The following is a 17,355-nucleotide window of genomic DNA, read 5'->3' as shown; positions in this document are numbered from 1 at the left end:
GGTCCGGCTCAGTGGCCGTGGTGGTGGGGGTGGTGGTGCTCACGCCAGGCGCCGCTCCCGGCGCTCGCCGCGGATTTGGCCTGGGACCACTTGAGCTTCGCCAGCTCGGCCGGCGTGAGCTCGACGCGGCGGGCCCAGTGCCGCCCCGAAACGATGACGGCGGACCCGAACACCGCCAGTCCCGCCATCCCCAGTACCGCGCTGGCACCGATCAGCGACACCGCGGCGATCAGCAGCCCCCGGTGCACGTCCTCGCGCGCGGGGCCGGTTTGGTGGTTGTTCATGGGTGGCCTCCCTCCTGTCCGGGCACACGCTCGCGGTCCGACCCCTGCGCGCACATCGCCCGGCGAAGGTGAAGCGCGTGGTGGGGCGTCGCGGTGATCGACGGCGGATCCGCGAGCCCGGCGGCTCGTGCTCACCTCGCGGACGGGTGTCCGGGCCTGTTCCGGGTCGGTGGGTCGCCCGGATTTCGTCGGACGTGGTGCTTCGGCGCCGGTGAACCGGGTGGTGGTCGGGGCATGGCCGGTCGGGCTGCCGGCCGGTCCGGCGTTGCGGGAATGGGCTGAACTCCAGGCGGGCACGACTCGCCGACCGGCCGGCACTCCGGTCAGTCCGGTGCCGCCGTCCCCGGTCGGCCGGCGACGGCGGAACCGCTTCCGCGGCGGGCCCGCCGGGAAAACGGCTCGTCAACGTCGGTGGTCGCCGGCCCACCCGGCAGCGGGTGGGGGCGACCACCGGACGGTCACCCGCGCCGCCGTGAGACGCGGCGAGCGGTGCGCCGCGCGGTCCGGCGGGCGACCCGGCGTGATCCGAACATCTTCTGCCTCCTCGAACGGGTGGGTCGGAACGGATCAGGAAGCGCCGACGGAGGCGGTTTCCTGGGCGTGCAGCGCGCGGGCCTCCTCGGCGGTCAGCAGTCCGATGCCGATGAGGTCGAGCGGGCTGATGAAGCCGTCGCTGATGCGGAAGCCGCCCGCGGACGCGATGGCGTCGCGGAGCGGGACGGCCCAGTGGTGTTCCAGCAGCAGCAGTGCGGCGGCCGAGCCGTTGGGGATCTCCTCGAGCACGTCCCACGCGTCTTCGTCGGAGAAGACCTGGATGTCGTCCGCGGCGGCCGCGCCGGCCTCGGCGCCGGCGACGAGGCCCTCGTCCCCGTCGATGCCCAGCCCGATGAGCGCGCCGACCTTGCTGCCGAGTTCGCGCGCTTCGTCGTCGGTGAGGTTGCTCAAGTGCACCACTTCGACCTCGCCGTCGTCGTCCTTGTGGACGGCGAGGGCATCGATGACCCGGACGGTGTCGCTCTCCCGCAGGCGTTCCAGCTCGTCGATGATGGCGCCGTGGAACTGCGGCTCCGGGAATCCCAATACGATCAGCTGAACTGGTCCGATTGTCATGTGACTCCTTTCCGAGACTTCGGCACGGTCCAGCGTCGGCACCCCGCCCCGGGCCCCGCATCATCCGCCGGGGGTGAGCCGGGTCGAGGGGGTCCTTTGTGGACGACGGTGGTGGCGTGGTCACCCGGGTGTCCGCGGGGGTCCGGGACCGCTCACGCGCTCAGCCGTGCAGCAGGTGCCGCGAGCGGTCCACGAGGGCGCCGGGATCGGGTACATCGGTGAGGAGGCCGAGGAAGGTGTCGGGCCGGACCAGGCCGAGGAAGGTGTCAGGCCGGACCGGGCCGAGGAAGGTGTCGGGCCGGACCAGGGCGAGGCCGTGGTCGCCGAGCGCGTAACGGCCGAAGGCGCCGGCCGGGTCAAGGACACCGTCGCGCGGCGCCGGCGGGGTGCGCACGACCGGCCCTCGCCGAGTGTGGCCAGTGCGGCGCGGAGTCGGCTGGGTGTGGATCGCGGCCCGAGCGGGCCTCCAGGGCGATCGGGGCGGCCGCAGCGCGTTCCCCCGGGGCAGCACACCCATCACGGCGAAGTACTCCCGCGTGCGCGGGTGCACGGTGACCGCGCGGGACCGGGTCGTCGGCTCGGTGAGCCGGCCGATCAGCCGGGTACGGGCACCGCGCCGCGCCGGCGGCGGTCAATCCGACCGGCCGCCGCCGGCGATGAGCGCGGAATCCGGCTCGGTCACAAGCCGGATTCGGGCGTCAGATCACGGTCGCGCATCATCTCGCATCCCCCCTCGTGGTCGGCAACAGGTGTATTCAAGGCGTCGTTGCGGGATTTCCGAGCGTTACGGGTCTTGAAAACAATTTTGGTGTCCTTTGTGGACTCATGTCGGTTTTTGTCGGATCCGGCGTTTAGGGTCTTCGGCATGGTGTTATCAGTGCGAGAACGTGAAGAATTCCTGGCAGAGCCGCACGTCGCGGCGTTGTCGGTCGTCGAGCGAGCCGACCGGGCGCCGCTGGTGATGCCGATCTGGTACCAGTACTCGCCGGGTGGTGCCCTGTGGATCCGCACGTCGCCGGAATCGCGGAAGGCACGGGCCATCGCCTCGGCCGGCCGGTTCACCCTGATGGCCGACCGCGTCACGCCCACGGTCCGCTACGTCTCCGTCGAAGGCCCCGCCACCCTGGGCGGCATCAGCACCGACGAGCAGTCCTGGGAAATGGTGGCGCGGTATCTGGCTCCGGATGCGATTTCCGCGTTCCTGGAGTTCGAACGGCGCGAAATCGGCCCCCACATCGTCATCACGATGCGGCCCGAGCATTGGCTGTCCGTGGACCTGGGCCCGGTCTGACCACCCGCTGACCCGGCGCGGTGGGGTGTTTTCCCACTAGAGTTGACGGGTTCGCCGGCCGCGCACGGGCAAGGGGAGACCATGACGACCTCGGACGACGAAACGCCCTCGGACGAGGCCGCCACGCCGGAGTCCGACGTGCCGACTGGTCGTTCGGCCGGGTCGCCGAGCCCAGCGGACAGTGGCGACGCGGCGCGTCCGACTCGACCACGGCTTGATGACACCCTGAGCGGCAGCCAGCCGCCAGGCCCGGGCTTCGAGCCGCGCGCTTCACGGCTTGATGAGCCCGGCCACGGCGCTCGGCCTCGTGCCTCACGCCTCGATGAAGCCGATGAAGGCGCCCAGTGGCGGGGTCCGGACCTCGGATCGTCCGGTTCGTCCTCGCGAGACCGTCCGGGTTCTCCGGCATCCTCGTCGAAAGGCTCCCTGGGTGGCGCCCGCCCGCCGGGCCCGCACTTCGAGTCACGCGCCTCCTGGCTCACCGACTCCGGCGACGAAACCGAGTCACCGCGCGGCGAGGTCGACGGCGCACGCCCGCCGGGCCGGCGGGTTCGACACCCCGAACCGTGGCCGCAGCACACCCCTCCGACGCCTGCGCCCCGGCCGTCGGCATCGCCGGGTCCGCGCTTCGAGCGGCCCGGCGACGCGGATCTGGAGTCGGTGCCGGACTTCCTGAAGAGCGACCGGAACGAACCGCCCGAAGGCCCGCTGGTCCGGGGCGTGCACTCGGATTCGTCGGAAGCGCTGGGGTACCTGTGCCCGCCACCGCCGGGCCCCTCGTTCGCGGCCGGTCCGGCGGAGCCGCAGCGGGAACCGGCCGGATCACCGGACACGCCGCCGATGGGGATGCAGCCGCCGGCTCCTTTCGCGGACCGGTCGGCGCCGACCGGGGGTCCGTCGCCGGGGCCGGCGTTTTCCTCGCCCGAGGCGAGGGCATCGCAGGAGCCCGAGAGCCAGGCGCACGCGGAGCCGCGCTCAGGTGCGGGAACAGGCGAACGGCACGGGCCGTCGGAGCCGGGTGCTCGGCAACCGCTGTTCGCTCCCGCGCCGGTGGCACCGCCGACTGGCGACCAGGGGCCCGGGCCGGCGACGTGGGTGTCGCAGCCGAAGGGCGGGCCGCCCGGGCCGAGGGTGTCGGGGCTTGGCGCGGGGCCGGCGCCGGGGTACGAGACGCAGACCCAGGGGGCGCAGCCGCCCGGGCCGGAGCTGTCGGTGTTCGGGGAGCCGCTCACGCCGCCGGCGCCGTGGGCGGTGGAGCAGCCCGCGGGAGGGGGCAGGCCGCCGGGGCCGCAGGTGGCGGCAGGGGACCGGCCGCCGGGGCCGCGGATGACCGAGTACCGGGCGGGTGACCCGGCGAAAGTGGATCCGTGGCGGATCCACGGGCCCTACGACGACGTGCGCGAGTCGTGGGTGCGCCGGGTGGTCAAGCGCTTCCGAGGGCGCGGATGACCGGAATCCTGCAAGGCGCGCTGGGTGGCGCCCGGGCGCTGCTCGTCGGCTGGTTCCTGCCGAGCCTGATCAACGTGGTGGTGTTCGCGTTCGTCGTCGCGCCCGGGCCGGCGAAGTTCGGTGCCCTCAGCGCCGACGCGGGGTGGGCGGCGATCGCCGGGGTGCTGGGCACGGCCGTGCTCGGGCTGGTCCTGGCGGCGCTGCAGACACCGCTGTACCGCGTGCTCGAGGGTTACCTCGGCTGGCCCGGCTGGCTGTTCCGCGCGCGAACCCGCCGTCAGCTCGCGCGCAAGCACCTGCTGCGCAATCGCGTCGACGCCATCACGCTCGCGCGGCACGAACGCGGCGGGCGCCTGGCCGACGCGGACCGCCCGACGCTCGCCGCGTTCCGGGCGCACGCGGTGCTCGGGCGGTACCTGGCCGAGGACGTCCGCAAGGGCGCGGTCTGGCTGGCCCTGCTCACCGAACGGCTGCACCGCTACCCCGTCGACGACGGCCAGGTGGCGGCCACCCGCCTCGGTAACGCCATCCGGCGTTTCGAGGAGTACGGCTACAACCACTACCTGCTCGATTCGCAGGTCCTCTGGCACGAGCTCAACGCCGTCGTCCCCGATCCCGTCCGCAAGCAGGTCGAAGACGGCCGCACGAACGTCGACTTCTTCGTCTGCCTCCTCTACGGCCACCTCGTCGTCGCGGTGGCCGCGGCCGCGGACCTCATCGCCGGCACGGCCGGGCGGCCCTGGCTCGTCGCCGGTGCGCTCGCCGGCCTGCTGGTGCTCGCCGCGGTCTGGTACCGCGTGGCCGTCGTCGCGACCGACGAGTGGGCGGGCGCCGTGCGCGCCATGGTCAACCTCGGTCGCGCGCCGCTCGCCGCCGCGATGGGGCTCACGCTGCCCGCGACCATCGGCGAGGAACGCGTGATGTGGCTGTTCACCGGTGATCTCGTCGGCACGGCCTTCAACCCGGGCGTGGAAGTGCTCGACAAGTACCGCACCACACCGGAGACCAAGCCGAAAACCTGACGCTGTCACGTTCACCGCACCTGCGCGGTCTGGTCCGCGTGAACGAACGAGAACTGCGAGCCGGTGCCGTCGTGGTCTTCGGCGGGGTGGTGTTCGAGGTCGCGTACGCGATCGCCGGGACGCCGCCCGGGCCGATTCCTTTGCTGGCGGGGCTTTCGGCCGTGGCGACGACGACGGCGGCGGTACTGCGGAAACGCGCGGTCGTGCTGGGGTGGATCACCGCGGTGCTGCTCGCCGCGGACTTCGGGGGCGCGGTGGCCGACCGGTTCGGTGTGCTGGGCGCGCCGGGCACGAGCGGAGTCACCTGGGGCGACTGGCAGACCTTCACCACCTACACCGGCACGCTCGTGCCCTGGTTGGCGCAGCCGTTCGTCGCGCCGCTCGCGGTCGTGGCGACGATCACCGAGACCGTCCTGTGCGCGTGGCTGGTCAGCGGAGTGGCGAGGCGCTGGGCCGGGCGGGCGTCGGCCGCGGTGCTGGCCGTGTTCTGCGTGGCGATGCTGACCACGGTCGGCGGCGCGGCCGTCGCGAAGAACGCGGTCCCGGTGCTGGCCGGCGGCGCACTCGTGCTGGCGTCGATCCCGGCGCGGATCCCGGCGAAACGCCGCCACGCCACCGGCGCCAGGTGACCGGTGTCCACTGTGTCCAGTGGGAGGCGCCGTCTCGGGGTCGCCGCGACGGCCCCGAGACGGTGCGGTCAGGCTAGTGCCGCGCGGGCGGCGAGGCGCCGGTCTCGCAGGAGGGCCAGCGGGATCGGCAGGAGGCCGAGCACACCGACCACGGCGTTGGCGGTCGTGAGGATCACCATCTGGCTCGCGCTGTCGGTCATGGTCTCGAACAGGTGGAAGAAGAAGTGCGGCACCGCGAACACCGAGTACGCGACCGCCGCGGGCACGACGTAGTGCGTTTTCGGTGTGATCAGCGCGATCAGCAGCACCGCACCGATCCCCAGCAGCGCGCCGCCGAAGTCGTGGGCGAAGTGGTCGCTGAACGGGGGGTTCAGGTTCACGGTGGGGAAGTTGTCGTAGAAGCTCTGCGGAGCGAACTGGTTCCAGCCGCCCACGATCAGCGCTTCGAGGAGCAGGATCGCGAACGCGATCCGGATCGCGAGGGTGTACATGGGTTTCCTTTCCCCGGCGGTCGAGCCGGTACGGCGGTGGGGTGGCGCCCGTCCGAAGCGGTCACACCCGGGTGGCTTCCCGCCGGACCCGGTTCAGGTATTCGGCGAACGTGCGCTTGCTGCGCGTGTACTCGGCTTTGGGCAGCAGCGCGCCGCCGGTCATCGCCTTGCCGACCGAGCCCGGCAGCTTCACCGGGACGACGATCTTGCGTGAGCCGCGAGCCTTGACCAGCCGGCGCGTCATGTCGCCCATCTGCAGCTGCTCGGGGCCGGCCAGCTCGCGCGCGTAACCCGCGGGCGCCTTGCCGACGTGCGCGGTCAGCGCGTTCGCCACCTCCTGCGCGGACACGGGCTGCGACAGCTCGCTCGGTACGACCACGAACGGCCCGCGCGCGCCTTCGAGCAGCGGCTCCGGGAACTCGTGGAACTGCGTGGCCCGCAGGATCGTCCACGGCACCGGCCCCTGCCGGACGAGCTCTTCCTGCTTGCGCTTGCCGTGGTAGTAGCCGAGGTCGACGTCGTCGATGCCGACGATCGAGAGCGTCACCACGTGCCGGACCCCGGCCGCCGCGGCGGCGTCGATCAGGTTGCGCGTGGCCGCGGCGAAGAACGCGACCGCCGGCTTCTTGCGCACCGACACGACGTTCGTGACGTCGACGACCTCGTCGCACCTCGACAGCTTTCCCTCCAGGCCTTCGCCCGTGGTCAGGTCGACGCCACGCGATCGCGCCAGCACCACCGGCTCGTGCCCGGCCGCGGTGAGCCCTTGCACCACCATCGCGCCGATCAGGCCGGTCCCCCCGGCCACTGCCACTCGCATCGGTCTTCCCCCTCGTGTCGTCTCGGGTGGTGATCACTGCCCAGACTGCGCAGCACCGCGGAACGTGACGGCCGAGCGCTGTGACCCATCCCTCGACTGACCGAATGAGAAAAATGGTCAGTCGGTTCCATGCTCGCCGCATGACTACCGAACAGGACCGGCGCGCACTCGTCGTCGGAATGGGGATCAGCGGCATCGCCACGGCGATTCGCTTGCGGCAGATCGGCTGGGAGCCCGTGCTCGTCGAACGGGCTGCGCAGCGCCGCTCGGGCGGCTACTTCGTGATGTTGTGGGGCGCGGGGTTCGCCGCCGCCGAGCGGCTCGGCATGGCGGAGAACCTGCCGGACCACGGCGCTCCCGGCAGCGTGCAGTGGGAGATCGACCGCCTCGGCAACCGCACCCGCGCACCCAAGGTCTTCGTCGGCTACGCGGGCGGGCCGCGGTCGATGCTGCGCGGCGACGTCGAGAACGCCGCCTGCGCCGCGCTGCCCGAAGACGTCGAGGTGCGCTTCTCGACCGTGCCCACGCGGATCGAGCAGGACGCCGGCGGCGTCGACGTGACGCTGCGCAACACCGCCACGGGCGAGACCGCGACCGAGCGGTTCGCTCTCGTCGTCGGGGCCGACGGCCTGCGCTCGACCGTGCGCAGCCTGGCGTTCGGCCCGCCCGAACGGTTCCTGCGCCGGATGGGCCGGATCACGTGCGCGTTCCAGCTGTCGAAGCCCCTGACCGACCTCGCGCAGGAGGACTTCGCGGCGCTGCTGGAACCCGATCGGGCGATGTGGATCTTCGGGTTCGCCGATCACCTGCCGACCGTGCTGCTCACCTACCGGACCGACGACGTCGACGCCGAATTCCACAAGCCCTTCGCGCAGCGGCTGCGCGAGGTCTTCGGTGCGGAACCGACCGGGCGGGCGCTGGGTTCCGTGCTGGACGAGGTCGACGCGGCGGAGCAGGTGCTGTTCGACTCGGCCGAGCAGGTGCTGCTGGACACCTGGCACCACGGGCGCGTCGTGCTGGTCGGCGACTCGGCGTGGTGCGTCACGCTGTATTCCGGCATGGGGGTGTCGGCCGGGCTCGCCGGCGCCGACCTGCTCGGCACCGAACTGCAGCGCCACCCCGACGACCTCGCGACGGCACTGGCCGAGTGGGAGCGCAAGCTGCGCCCGCCCATCACGGACTGGCAGCGGATGGCCGACGGGTCGCGGCTGCTGTTCAACCCGGGCGGACGGCGCGACCAGCTGCGGCGCCGGATGGTGGTGCGCGGCAGCGGTTACCCTGTCGTCGGCCCCTTCGTCCGGCGGATGGTGCGGCGCACCCGGCTCTCGAAGAACGCGGACGTCGCGGCGGCCTGAGGCAGGAGGAGAAGCGGTGACGGAACTCGCGCGGCACGATCCCGCGAAGGCCGCGCGCATCCTCAAGGTGACCCGGGACCTGGTGCTGCGCCACGGCGTGCGCGGCATCAGCGTCTCGGAGATCGCCCGGCCCGCGCAGATCGGCAAGGGCACGCTCTACTTGTACTGGCGCACCAAGGAAGAGCTGGTCGCGGAACTCGTCGCGCGCGACTTCCTCGACGCCGCCGACGAGTACTTGCCGGGCCTGGCCGCCGACGCCGAGCGCGTGCGGCCGCACCGGATGTGCTGGGCGATGCTGCAGACCGTGCTGGAACACCCGTTCGCGCGCGCGGTGCAGGTGGCCGATGTGCACACGATCGGATTGCTCACGGAACGCGAGGACACGCGCCGGCTGCTCGATCTGCTCGGCCCCGGCGTCCTCTCGCGCGACCTGCTCGAGGTGTGGCGCGCCCATGGCCTCGCGCGCGCCGACTGGGCGTTCGCCGACCAGGCCTACGCGTTGCGCGCGTTTTTCGCCGGGTTCTTCTCCCTGGCCACGGGGGAACGGGCGGAACCCGTCGCCGACTCGCGGGCGGTGTTCGAGGCGAGCGTGCGGGCGCTGCTGGATCCGCCCGGCGAGGTACGGGCGGACGTTCCGGCCGCGGCGGCCGAAGCGCTGGACCTGCTGACGCGGCGCCAGGGTTCGGTGCGGGCGCTGCTGTCGCCGGTGGACCACTGACGCGGGTCCCGAGTGGACCAGGTCCGCCGGGGGCGTTTCGCCTAACGTCGGGGACGTGGGCGAGACAGCGGTGAAACTGCCCGCGGGTGTGCGGACCGCGGTGGCGATCTCGGTCGACCTCGACACGGCGGCCGTGCCGCTGCCGTCGGAGCGCGGGTTCGCGGTCGACGTCGGGGTGCCGCGGCTGCTCGCGCTGCTGCGAGAACTCGACGTGGTGACGACGTGGCCGACGTCGGCGCGTGACCTGGTGGCGCACCAGCCGGCCGTCGAGGCGGTGCTGGACGAAGGGCACGAACTGGCGGTGCACGGGTTCGCATCTCTGGGGGATTTGCCCGCGTACGAGCGGGTCGCCGGCCGGGCACCGGCGGGGTTCCGGGCGCCGGAGCGGCTGTTCACGGCCGGCACCGGGCGGATGCTGGCGGACGCCGGGTTCAGCTGGGACAGTTCGCTGGCGGGCACGGAGTTCGAGCCGTACCGGGTGGACGGTGTGCTGGAGATCCCGGCTTCGGCCTACGCCGACGACCTCGCGTGCGCGTTCGACCACCGCCCCGTTTTCCGGCGGTGGCGGGACACCTTCGACTACGCGCACCAGCGCGTGCCCGCGGGCGTGTACTCGGTGACGGTGCACCCGCACGTGATCGGGCGGGCGCACCACATCGTGGCGTTCGAGGAGTTCCTGCGGTACCTGCGCGGTTTCGCGGACGTCTGGTGCGCGACGCTGTCGCAGGTGTGCCACGCGTGCTCCGCGTGAACCGGTCCAGCCGGGGGAGTGCGAAGTGGACTACCGGTCGCCGGGCGTCGCGGCCTAGCTTGGGGTCATGACACAGGTGATCGACTCGCCGCCGCGGGCGCTCTCGCGGGCCGGGCGCTGAACAGGGGGACGACGATGCGGATCTTCCTCGCCGGGGCTTCCGGCGTGGTCGGCAGGCGGCTGGTGCCGGAGCTGCTCGCCGCGGGTCACGAGGTGGTCGGGCTGGCGCGCGGCCAGGAGTCGGCCGACGTGATCACCGCGCTGGGGGCGCAGGCGGTGCTCGGCGACGTGTACGACGCGCCGGGGCTCGCGGACGCCGTCGCCGCGGCCCGGCCGGACGTCGTGGTGCACCAGCTCACCGACCTCGCGGCCGGTGACCGCGCCGCGAATTCCCGGCTGCGCAAGGTCGGCACGCGCAACCTGGCCGACGCCGCGCAAGCCGCGGGCGTTCGGCGGATGGTCGCGCAGAGCATCACGTGGGCGTACGAACCGGGCGCCGCGCCGGCCACGGAAGACGTCGGGCTCGACCTGCACGGCGCGCCCGACCGCGTCGCCACCGTGTCGGGCGTGGCGGACCTGGAGACCGCCGTCGCCGAACTGCCGGAGTGGGTCGTGCTGCGCTACGGGACCCTCTACGGCCCCGGCACCTGGTACACCTCGGGCGGCCTCATGGCGCAGCTCGCCGCGGCCGGCCAGCTGCCCGCGAACGCGGACGTCGCGAGCTTCGTGCACGTCGACGACGCCGCGTCGGCCGCCGTCGCCGCCCTCACCTGGCCGACCGGCGCGGTCAACGTCTGCGACGACGAACCCGCGCCGGGCGTCGAGTGGGTGCCGGCGTTCTGCGCCGCGGTCGGTGCGCCGGCGCCGGCCCCGGTCGAGGGGGAGCGCACGGCGTGGGCGCGCGGTGCGGACAACACGAAGGCCCGCAAGGAACTCGGCTGGGTGCCGGCGTGGCCGTCGTGGCGGGACGGTTTCGCGAAAGCCTGACCGGCTGCCGTCGAACCGAGGGGCCGAAGCGCCGGGTCACCACGGGGAAATCGCGGCTCCGTCCAGCAACCGGGTCAGCGCGTCGAGCGCCGGGTGCCACGAGTGTTGCGGCGGGGTCGCGAAACCGAGGATCAGGCCGGCCTTCGAGCAACCGGCCGAGTGCCAGTAGCCGGCCGCGTGGAGGCCCTGGACGCGCAGGCCCGCCACCAGTCCCGTGTCCATCAGGCGTTTCTCCTCGGCCGGGGCGGCGAGGGGCAGCAGGGCGTGGAGGCCGGCGGGGACGCCGTCGAGGGAGACGTCGGTCAGGGTGGCGAGCCGGGCCGCGAGGTCGGCTCGCCGCTTCTGGTAGGTGTGGCGGGCGCGGCGCACGTGCCGGTCGTAGTCGCCGCGCTCGAGCAGGTCGGCGAGGGCCAGCTGGTCGGGGGCGGCGACCGTGGCGCCGGTGAGCAGCACGGCGTCGAGGACGGGGATGCGCAGCCGTTCGGGCAGCACGAGCCAGCCGATGCGCAGGCCGGGGGCCAGGGCTTTGCTGGTGCTGCCCGCGAAGACGATCCGCTCCGGCGCCGCGGCCTGCAGTGCGCCGATGGATTGCTTGTCGTAGCGGAACTCGCCGTCGTAGTCGTCCTCGACGAGCAGGCCGTCGCACGATTCGGCCCAAGCGAGGAAGGCGGCTCGCCGCTCGGCGCTCAGCACGGCACCGCGCGGGTGCTGGTGCGACGGCGTGAGCAGGACCGCGCCGGCGTCGGCGGGGATCGCGCCCGGGTCGGCGCCGAGCGGGTCCACCGGCAGCGGCGCAGTCGCCAGGCCCGCACCCCGGATCAGGCGCCGGTGGTGGGGCATGCCCGGGTCCTCGGTGGCGATCGTGCGCACGCCCGTCTCCCGCAACGCCCGGGCCAGCAGCGCCAGTCCGTGCGTGAACCCGCTGGTGATCACCACCGCTTCGGCCTCCGCCCGGACACCCCGGGTGCGGGAAACGTACGTCGCCACCGCTTCGCGCAGCACCCGCAACCCGGCCGGGTCGCCGTAGTCCAAAGTGGAGCCTGCCGCGGCGGCCAGCGTGCGCTTCACGCTCGCCGCCCACAGCTGGTGCGGGAACAGGCTCAGGTCCGGCCGCCCCGGCCGCAGGTCCAGCAACCGCGGGCCGGACCCGTCGGGCGTGGTTTTCGCCGCCGGCAGCCGGGTTTCGGCGACGCGAGTACCGGAGCCGGTCGTGCTCACGAGCCACCCCTCGGCCACGAGCTGCGCGTAGGCCTCGACGACGGTGCCGCGCGCGATGCCCAGGTCGTCGGCCAGGCTGCGGGTGCCGGGCAGCCGCGTGCCGGCGGGCAACCGCCCGGACGTCACGGCCTCGCGCAGCGCGGCTTCGATCGACCGCGACCCCAGCTCACCGCCGACGTCGATGTGCAGGTCGAGACCCAGCGGGTTGTCCCGCGACGGCACGGCTCACCCTCCGTGGGCCGCCGCCAGCGGGGCGAGCTTGGCCGGGTTCACCACGAAGCACACCTGGTCGATGCCCTCGGGTGACGCGTCCACCCAGACCGCAGCCAGCGGTTCGCCCGCGCGGGAGACGTAAACGACGTGCTGCCCGTTCGCTTCCACGAACTCCGTCTGCACCTGCTGCCCGTAGATGCCGACCGTCCGCGTGAGGTACCGCGCCACGCGTTCGCGCCCCGTCACCGGTTTCCGCGCGGCGGTGACGACGCCGCCACCGTCCGAATAGGCCACGGCGTGCTCCGCGAGCATGCTCTGCAGCTCCGCCAGATCACCCCGCTGCGCGGCCGCGAGGAACGCCTGCAGCAGCCGGTCGCGTTCGGCCGGGCTCACGCGCCCGCCGCGTTCGCGCGCGACGTGCCCTCGTGCCCGGTGTCCGAGCTGCCGCGCGTGCTCCTCGGTGATGTCGAGGAACTCCGCGATGTCGCGGTACGGGTAGTCGAACGCCTCCTTCAGCACGTACACCGCGCGTTCCTGCGGGGTCAGCCGTTCGAGCAGCAGGAGCAGGGCCAGCTCCAGCGCCTCGCCGCGCTCGACGACGTGCTCGGTGTCGTCGCCGGTCGGGACCGGCTCCGGCAGCCACGGCCCGACGTAGAGCTCGTGGCGCGCCCGCGCGGAGCTCGCCGCCGTGAGCGCCAGCCGGCTCGCGGTGGTGACGAGGAACGCCTCGGCGTTGCGCACCGTGGTGCGATCCGTGCGCTGCCAGCGGATCCACGTGTCCTGCACGACGTCCTCCGCGTCGGCCGACGTCCCGAGGATCCGGTAGGCGATGCCGAACAGGCGCGGGCGCGCGGCCTCGAACGCCGCCACCGCGTCGGTCAGCCCGCCATCCGCCACTTCGGTCACTTCGCTGCTCCTCGCGCACTGCAGGGGATTCCGATGGTGGCAGGAGTCGACGCGGGGCGGCAACCGCGGGGGAACCTTGACTCCCGAGGTCCAGGTTGTCTAGGGTGGCGCCCGTGCGGATGAACCGGGGCGTCGAGTGGTCCGTCCACGTCCTGCTGTCGCTCGCGTGGCTCGACGACGACAAGCCCGTGCCCACGGCGGAGCTCGCGGCCAGCTACGAGCTCCCGGTCGCCTACCTCAACAAGCAGCTGCAGGCGCTCGTCCGGGCGGGCCTGCTGCGTTCGGTCCCCGGCGCCCACGGCGGGTTCCTGCTCGCCCGGCGGCCCGAGGAAATCACCCTCATGGACGTGGTCTCCGCGATCGAGGGCCGCGAACCCGCGTTCCAGTGCACCGAAATCCGCCGGCAGGGCATGGGAGAGGACGCGCCGCGCAGCGCGTTCCGCCGCAAGTGCGCGGTCGACGCCGCGATGCAGCAGGCTGAAGTGCAGTGGCGCCGGGCGCTGGCGGCGCAGACGATCGCGGACATCCGCGCCGAAGCGGACAGCCACGCGCCGTCCGCGGGCCGCCTCGCCCGCAAGGCGTACGGCCGCGCCTGAGCCCGGCCCGCCGTCCCCGGGGGACAGCAGGCCGGCGCCGGTCAGGAGAAGCGGCGCGCCGACGGGTGGCGCAGGTGGTCGCGTTCGCGCATCTCGTCCTCGTCGAGGAACGTCATCATCGGCACGTCGGGCGCGCACACCATGGTGACCACGAACTTGCTCGGCACGTCCTCGCGCAGGTTGGCCGCCTGCCAATGCACGACGTCGCCGCCGGGCTCCCAGAACGCCTCGCCCGCCTTGATCGGGTAGGGCTCCTCGCCCTCGAGTTCGAACAGGATCTCGCCTTCGAGCACGTAACCGAACACGGGCCCGGAGTGCCGGTGCGGGCCGCTGCCCGGATCACCCGGCGGCACCGTCACGGTGCCGACCATGAAGTGCGACCCTTCCGGGACGAACGGCGGCGTCTGCGTCAGCAGGTTCTCGTAGTTGTTGCTGGGACCGGATGCTGGGTTCATACGGCGAGGCTAAGCCGGTCCCGTGCGCGCGCGCCGGTCCACTCGGGACTCGATTTCCTGGACCGGTTGCCGGAGTTCGTTCTCCTGGAAGCCGATCTCGTCGATCTCGGTCTCCAGCACGCAGCGCTCGCCCAGGTGTCTTCGGGGACCGCCGGGAACGCCGACGGCGATGACGTCGCCGGGTTGCAGCGGGACTGCGTGCGACAGCCGCCGGAGCACGTCGACGGGGTCGAGGCCGGCTGTGGGGGCTTCGCGGACGAGGGCGCCGTCGACGATCTCGCGCAGGACGACGCGCGGGCGGACGCCGCCGGGGAGTTCGTCGGGGGTCGCGAGCGCCGGGCCGAACGAGAGGGTGCCGTGGGTGGACGTGGTGATGGCGGTGAGGATCGAGAAGCCCGCGATCGCCGCGGCGGCCGCCGCTTCGCTGCCCCGGTGCAGTGGCGCCCCGAGCACGACGGCCAGGTGGGTCTCGCAGTCCGCGTCCGCGCCGGGCGGCGGGAAGATCGCGTCACGGGACCCGGCGAGGGTCACCGGCAGCCACGACGCGGTCCGGCTGAGGCGCCCGACGCAGAGGATTCGGCCGGGCGACAGGACCAGGGGCGCGCGGGTGCTGAACATCGCCTCGTGCGAGCAGCCCGCCGCCGAGCCGGCGACGCTTCGCCACCGCGGGTCGCGCAGCGCCGTGCCGACGTCTGGCCACGGCAGTTCGACGAGCGTGCCGTCGCCCTCGGCGCGGGCCGCCCGGGTGCCGCCGCGGGTGCGGATCGTGGTCAGTTTCATGGCGGCCTTCCTTCAGGCGGTGGTGGGAGCTCCACTTCGGACGGCCGGGTTCAGACGGAACGCGCATGAATGCCGCGTTCCTGTCGATGAATAACCGGGTGGAGTTCGGGTGCGGGGCGCGTGCCGGCGTCGCCGGGCTGCTCTGTCCGGGTGGTGTCGTGGTGCGCTGACCTGCGAGGTCGGTTCGATTCAGGGTGCTCGTCCCGCCCGGTCACGGGCCGATCGGAACCTTGACATTTTATATCCAGGTTCCTACGGTTCTCCCATCGCCGAGGCCGGCCGAGTCCGGCCGCTCGGCGGCTTCGCGGTGGTTGCGGAGCCGGCGGCGAGTTAACCTACCCAGCGCCGGAGGCGCAGAAGGGAAATCCGGATGTCAAGGATCCTGATTGTGGGCGGCGGGTTCGCCGGCGTGTGGAGTGCCGCGAGCGCGGCGAAGCTGCGCCGGGACCGCGGTCTGTCCGAAAAGGACCTCCAGGTCACCGTGCTCACCGCGGGCGACGACCTGGTCATCCGCCCGCGGCTGTACGAGGCGGACCCGGACCGCATGCGCGTGCCGCTCGACCGCGTGCTCGGCCCGATCGGCGTGCGCCGCGTCGCCGGAACCGTGACCGGCATCGACACCGGGGCGCGCACCGTCACCGCGATCCGGCGCGACGGCACCACCACCGAGATCGGTTACGACCGGCTGGTGCTGGCCTCGGGCAGCCAGGTCGTGCGGCCCGGGCTCCCCGGCGCCGAGCACCTCTTCGACATCGACACCCTGACCGGCGCGGCCACGCTCGACGCGCACCTGCGCCGCCTGCCGGAACGGGCGGGGGAGCACGGGCAGTTCACGGCCGTGGTCGTGGGCGCCGGGTTCACCGGCCTGGAGATCGCGACGGAGCTCGTCGGCCGGCTGCAGGAGCTGGCCGACAGCGTGCGCGTGGTGCTCGTCGAGCGCCTCGACGCCGTCGGCCCGGAGCTGGGTGAAGGCCCGCGCCCGGCGATCGAGAAGGCGCTGGCGGACCTCGGCGTCGAGGTCCGGCTGGGCGTCAGCGTCGAGCAGGTCGCGCGCGACGAGGTGCTGTTGTCGGACGGCACCGTCATCCCGGCCGCCACGGTCGTGTGGACAGCGGGGATGTCCGCGAGCCCGCTCACGGAGTTCATCCCCGCCGCGAAGGACCACCTCGGCCGGCTCGAGGTCGACGAGTTCCTGCGCGTGCGCGGCGTCGAGGACGTGTACGCGGCCGGGGACACCGCTGCCGCGGTCTCGCCCGCGGAGGGCCGCGTCGTGATGCAGAGCTGCCAGCACGCCATGCCGCAGGGCAAGTTCGCCGGCCACAACGTCGCGGCGGACCTGCTGGACGATGCGCTGGTGACCTTCCAGCCGGCCCCGTACGTCACGTGCCTCTCGCTCGGCCCGGCCGGCGCGGTCGTCACCTCCGGGTGGGACCGGGAGGTGCAGATGACCGAGCACGTCGCGAAGGACCTCAAGACCACGATCAACGAGCAGTGGATCTACCCGCCGGTCGACGACCCGGCGGAGCTGCTGAACCAGGCGGGCCCGCGGGGAGAGCTGCCGGAGTACGAGCCCGCCGAACCGCTCGCCGCCGGCTGAGCGCGGCCGGCTGCGGGAAGTGAGGTCGGGATGGAGCTGCGGCACTTGCGGTACTTCGTTGCCGTGGCCGAGGAGTGTCACTTCGGCCGGGCGGCGGACCGGCTCCACATCGCGCAGCCGGCTTTGTCTCACCAGGTCAAGCAGCTCGAGACCGAACTCGGGGTCGAGCTGCTGGCCCGCACGACCCGCAAGGTGCAGCTGACGCCGGCGGGCCGGCGGTACTTGGATCGGGCGCGGGCGGTGCTGGCGTCGGTGGATGCGGCCGGTGTGGAGGCCGGGCGCATCGCCCAGGGTGACGTGGGACGGGTGGCGATCGGGTTCACCGGCTCCGCGACCTACGAGCTGCTGCCGTCGCTTGCGCGGGTCTTGCGGCGGGACTTCCCAGGGATCGATCTGGACCTCAAAGGGGAGATGCTCACACCGGATCAGGTGTCGGCGCTGGTGGAGGGGACCCTCGACATCGGGTTCTTGCGTCCGCCGGTGCGCGAGCCGGGGCTGGTGGTGCGGGTGTTGCGGCGGGAGCCGCTGATCGCCGCGTTGCCGGCGAGTCATCCGCTCACGGCGCGGGACACGGTGCGGCTGGCGGAACTGCGGGACGAGCCGTTCATCTGCTACCCCTCGCGGCACCGGTCGGTGGTGTATGACGCGGTGTTCGACGCGTGTCAGCAGGCGGGGTTCGTGCC

20 protein-coding genes are annotated in these 17,355 nt (G+C 73.0%); 11 read left to right on the top strand and 9 right to left on the bottom strand.

Going from position 1 to position 17,355, the window contains the following annotated elements; all coding sequences use genetic code 11:
• Nucleotides 1–8: 8 nt before the first annotated feature.
• The 3 genes from ACIA77_RS23530 to ACIA77_RS23520 all read right to left on the bottom strand — a co-directional run bounded on the left by ACIA77_RS23530 (nt 9) and on the right by ACIA77_RS23520 (nt 1,788).
• Entirely contained in the window at nt 9–284 is a 276-nt protein-coding gene (locus ACIA77_RS23530; protein ID WP_395888089.1) for a hypothetical protein, read from the bottom strand.
• Nucleotides 285–851: 567 nt separating this feature from the next.
• Complete coding sequence (locus tag ACIA77_RS23525; RefSeq protein ID WP_395888088.1) at nt 852–1,394, bottom strand: hypothetical protein; 543 nt, start codon at nt 1,392–1,394, stop codon at nt 852–854.
• A 160-nt stretch (nt 1,395–1,554) separates the two neighbouring features.
• Nucleotides 1,555–1,788, bottom strand: coding sequence for a hypothetical protein (locus tag ACIA77_RS23520; RefSeq protein ID WP_395888087.1), 234 nt, complete (start codon nt 1,786–1,788; stop codon nt 1,555–1,557).
• Nucleotides 1,789–2,271: 483 nt separating this feature from the next.
• Between ACIA77_RS23520 and ACIA77_RS23515 the strand changes: the two genes are divergently transcribed.
• The 4 genes from ACIA77_RS23515 to ACIA77_RS23500 all read left to right on the top strand — a co-directional run bounded on the left by ACIA77_RS23515 (nt 2,272) and on the right by ACIA77_RS23500 (nt 5,785).
• Nucleotides 2,272–2,685 carry a pyridoxamine 5'-phosphate oxidase family protein gene (locus tag ACIA77_RS23515; RefSeq protein ID WP_395888086.1) on the top strand — a complete coding sequence of 138 codons (414 nt, stop codon included), beginning with the start codon at nt 2,272–2,274 and terminating at the stop codon, nt 2,683–2,685.
• 1,050 nt (nt 2,686–3,735) lie between these two features.
• Entirely contained in the window at nt 3,736–4,134 is a 399-nt protein-coding gene (locus ACIA77_RS23510) for a hypothetical protein (RefSeq protein ID WP_395888085.1), read from the top strand.
• A complete protein-coding gene (locus ACIA77_RS23505) occupies nt 4,131–5,156 on the top strand; it encodes a hypothetical protein (protein WP_395888084.1) in 1,026 nt (341 codons plus the stop codon). The genes ACIA77_RS23510 and ACIA77_RS23505 overlap by 4 nt, the downstream gene beginning before the upstream one ends.
• A 38-nt stretch (nt 5,157–5,194) precedes the next feature.
• Complete coding sequence (locus ACIA77_RS23500; RefSeq protein ID WP_395888083.1) at nt 5,195–5,785, top strand: hypothetical protein; 591 nt, start codon at nt 5,195–5,197, stop codon at nt 5,783–5,785.
• 68 nt (nt 5,786–5,853) lie between these two features.
• Here the strand turns inward: ACIA77_RS23500 and ACIA77_RS23495 are convergent, their stop codons facing one another.
• Nucleotides 5,854–6,276, bottom strand: a complete 423-nt coding sequence (locus tag ACIA77_RS23495; RefSeq protein ID WP_395888082.1) for a hypothetical protein — start codon at nt 6,274–6,276, stop codon at nt 5,854–5,856.
• A gap of 61 nt (nt 6,277–6,337) precedes the next feature.
• The gene (locus ACIA77_RS23490; RefSeq protein WP_395888081.1) at nt 6,338–7,096 is read right to left on the bottom strand and encodes an SDR family oxidoreductase; all 759 of its coding nucleotides are present in this window, start codon (nt 7,094–7,096) and stop codon (nt 6,338–6,340) included.
• A 140-nt stretch (nt 7,097–7,236) separates the two neighbouring features.
• Here ACIA77_RS23490 and ACIA77_RS23485 point away from each other — a divergent pair, with 140 nt between their 5' ends.
• The 4 genes from ACIA77_RS23485 (at nt 7,237) to ACIA77_RS23470 (ending at nt 10,907) form a co-directional block, all read left to right on the top strand.
• A complete protein-coding gene (locus ACIA77_RS23485; protein ID WP_395888080.1) occupies nt 7,237–8,451 on the top strand; it encodes an FAD-dependent monooxygenase in 1,215 nt (404 codons plus the stop codon).
• 16 nt (nt 8,452–8,467) lie between these two features.
• Nucleotides 8,468–9,169: a TetR/AcrR family transcriptional regulator gene (locus tag ACIA77_RS23480; protein ID WP_395888079.1), complete on the top strand. Its 702-nt coding sequence runs from the start codon at nt 8,468–8,470 to the stop codon at nt 9,167–9,169.
• Nucleotides 9,170–9,224: 55 nt separating this feature from the next.
• Nucleotides 9,225–9,920, top strand: a complete 696-nt coding sequence (locus tag ACIA77_RS23475; RefSeq protein WP_395888078.1) for a hypothetical protein — start codon at nt 9,225–9,227, stop codon at nt 9,918–9,920.
• A gap of 135 nt (nt 9,921–10,055) precedes the next feature.
• Nucleotides 10,056–10,907, top strand: a complete 852-nt coding sequence (locus ACIA77_RS23470; RefSeq protein ID WP_395888077.1) for an NAD-dependent epimerase/dehydratase family protein — start codon at nt 10,056–10,058, stop codon at nt 10,905–10,907.
• 36 nt (nt 10,908–10,943) lie between these two features.
• On the opposite strand, the gene ACIA77_RS23465 is transcribed toward ACIA77_RS23470, so the two are convergent.
• Nucleotides 10,944–12,347 carry a PLP-dependent aminotransferase family protein gene (locus tag ACIA77_RS23465; protein WP_395888076.1) on the bottom strand — a complete coding sequence of 468 codons (1,404 nt, stop codon included), beginning with the start codon at nt 12,345–12,347 and terminating at the stop codon, nt 10,944–10,946.
• A 3-nt stretch (nt 12,348–12,350) separates the two neighbouring features.
• Entirely contained in the window at nt 12,351–13,244 is an 894-nt protein-coding gene (gene sigJ, locus ACIA77_RS23460; RefSeq protein WP_395888075.1) for an RNA polymerase sigma factor SigJ, read from the bottom strand.
• A gap of 119 nt (nt 13,245–13,363) precedes the next feature.
• Between sigJ and ACIA77_RS23455 the strand changes: the two genes are divergently transcribed.
• Nucleotides 13,364–13,840, top strand: a complete 477-nt coding sequence (locus tag ACIA77_RS23455; protein WP_395888290.1) for an RrF2 family transcriptional regulator — start codon at nt 13,364–13,366, stop codon at nt 13,838–13,840.
• 41 nt (nt 13,841–13,881) lie between these two features.
• On the opposite strand, the gene ACIA77_RS23450 is transcribed toward ACIA77_RS23455, so the two are convergent.
• Together ACIA77_RS23450 and ACIA77_RS23445 are read right to left on the bottom strand one after the other, a co-directional pair.
• Nucleotides 13,882–14,295, bottom strand: a complete 414-nt coding sequence (locus ACIA77_RS23450) for a cupin domain-containing protein (RefSeq protein ID WP_395888074.1) — start codon at nt 14,293–14,295, stop codon at nt 13,882–13,884.
• Between the two features lie 9 nt (nt 14,296–14,304).
• Complete coding sequence (locus tag ACIA77_RS23445) at nt 14,305–15,075, bottom strand: fumarylacetoacetate hydrolase family protein (RefSeq protein ID WP_395888073.1); 771 nt, start codon at nt 15,073–15,075, stop codon at nt 14,305–14,307.
• Between the two features lie 370 nt (nt 15,076–15,445).
• Between ACIA77_RS23445 and ACIA77_RS23440 the strand changes: the two genes are divergently transcribed.
• Both ACIA77_RS23440 and ACIA77_RS23435 read left to right on the top strand, forming a co-directional pair.
• Nucleotides 15,446–16,672 carry an NAD(P)/FAD-dependent oxidoreductase gene (locus ACIA77_RS23440; protein ID WP_395888072.1) on the top strand — a complete coding sequence of 409 codons (1,227 nt, stop codon included), beginning with the start codon at nt 15,446–15,448 and terminating at the stop codon, nt 16,670–16,672.
• A 30-nt stretch (nt 16,673–16,702) separates the two neighbouring features.
• The coding region (locus ACIA77_RS23435) for a LysR family transcriptional regulator (protein ID WP_395888071.1) at nt 16,703–17,355 on the top strand (653 nt) is incomplete at its 3' end.

The sequence above is a fragment of the Amycolatopsis sp. NPDC051903 genome (assembly GCF_044452505.1).
In the GTDB taxonomy this organism is placed as follows: domain Bacteria; phylum Actinomycetota; class Actinomycetes; order Mycobacteriales; family Pseudonocardiaceae; genus Amycolatopsis.
The sequence above is the reverse complement of the archived record's forward strand: the minus strand, read 5'-3'. Positions and strand labels throughout refer to the sequence as shown.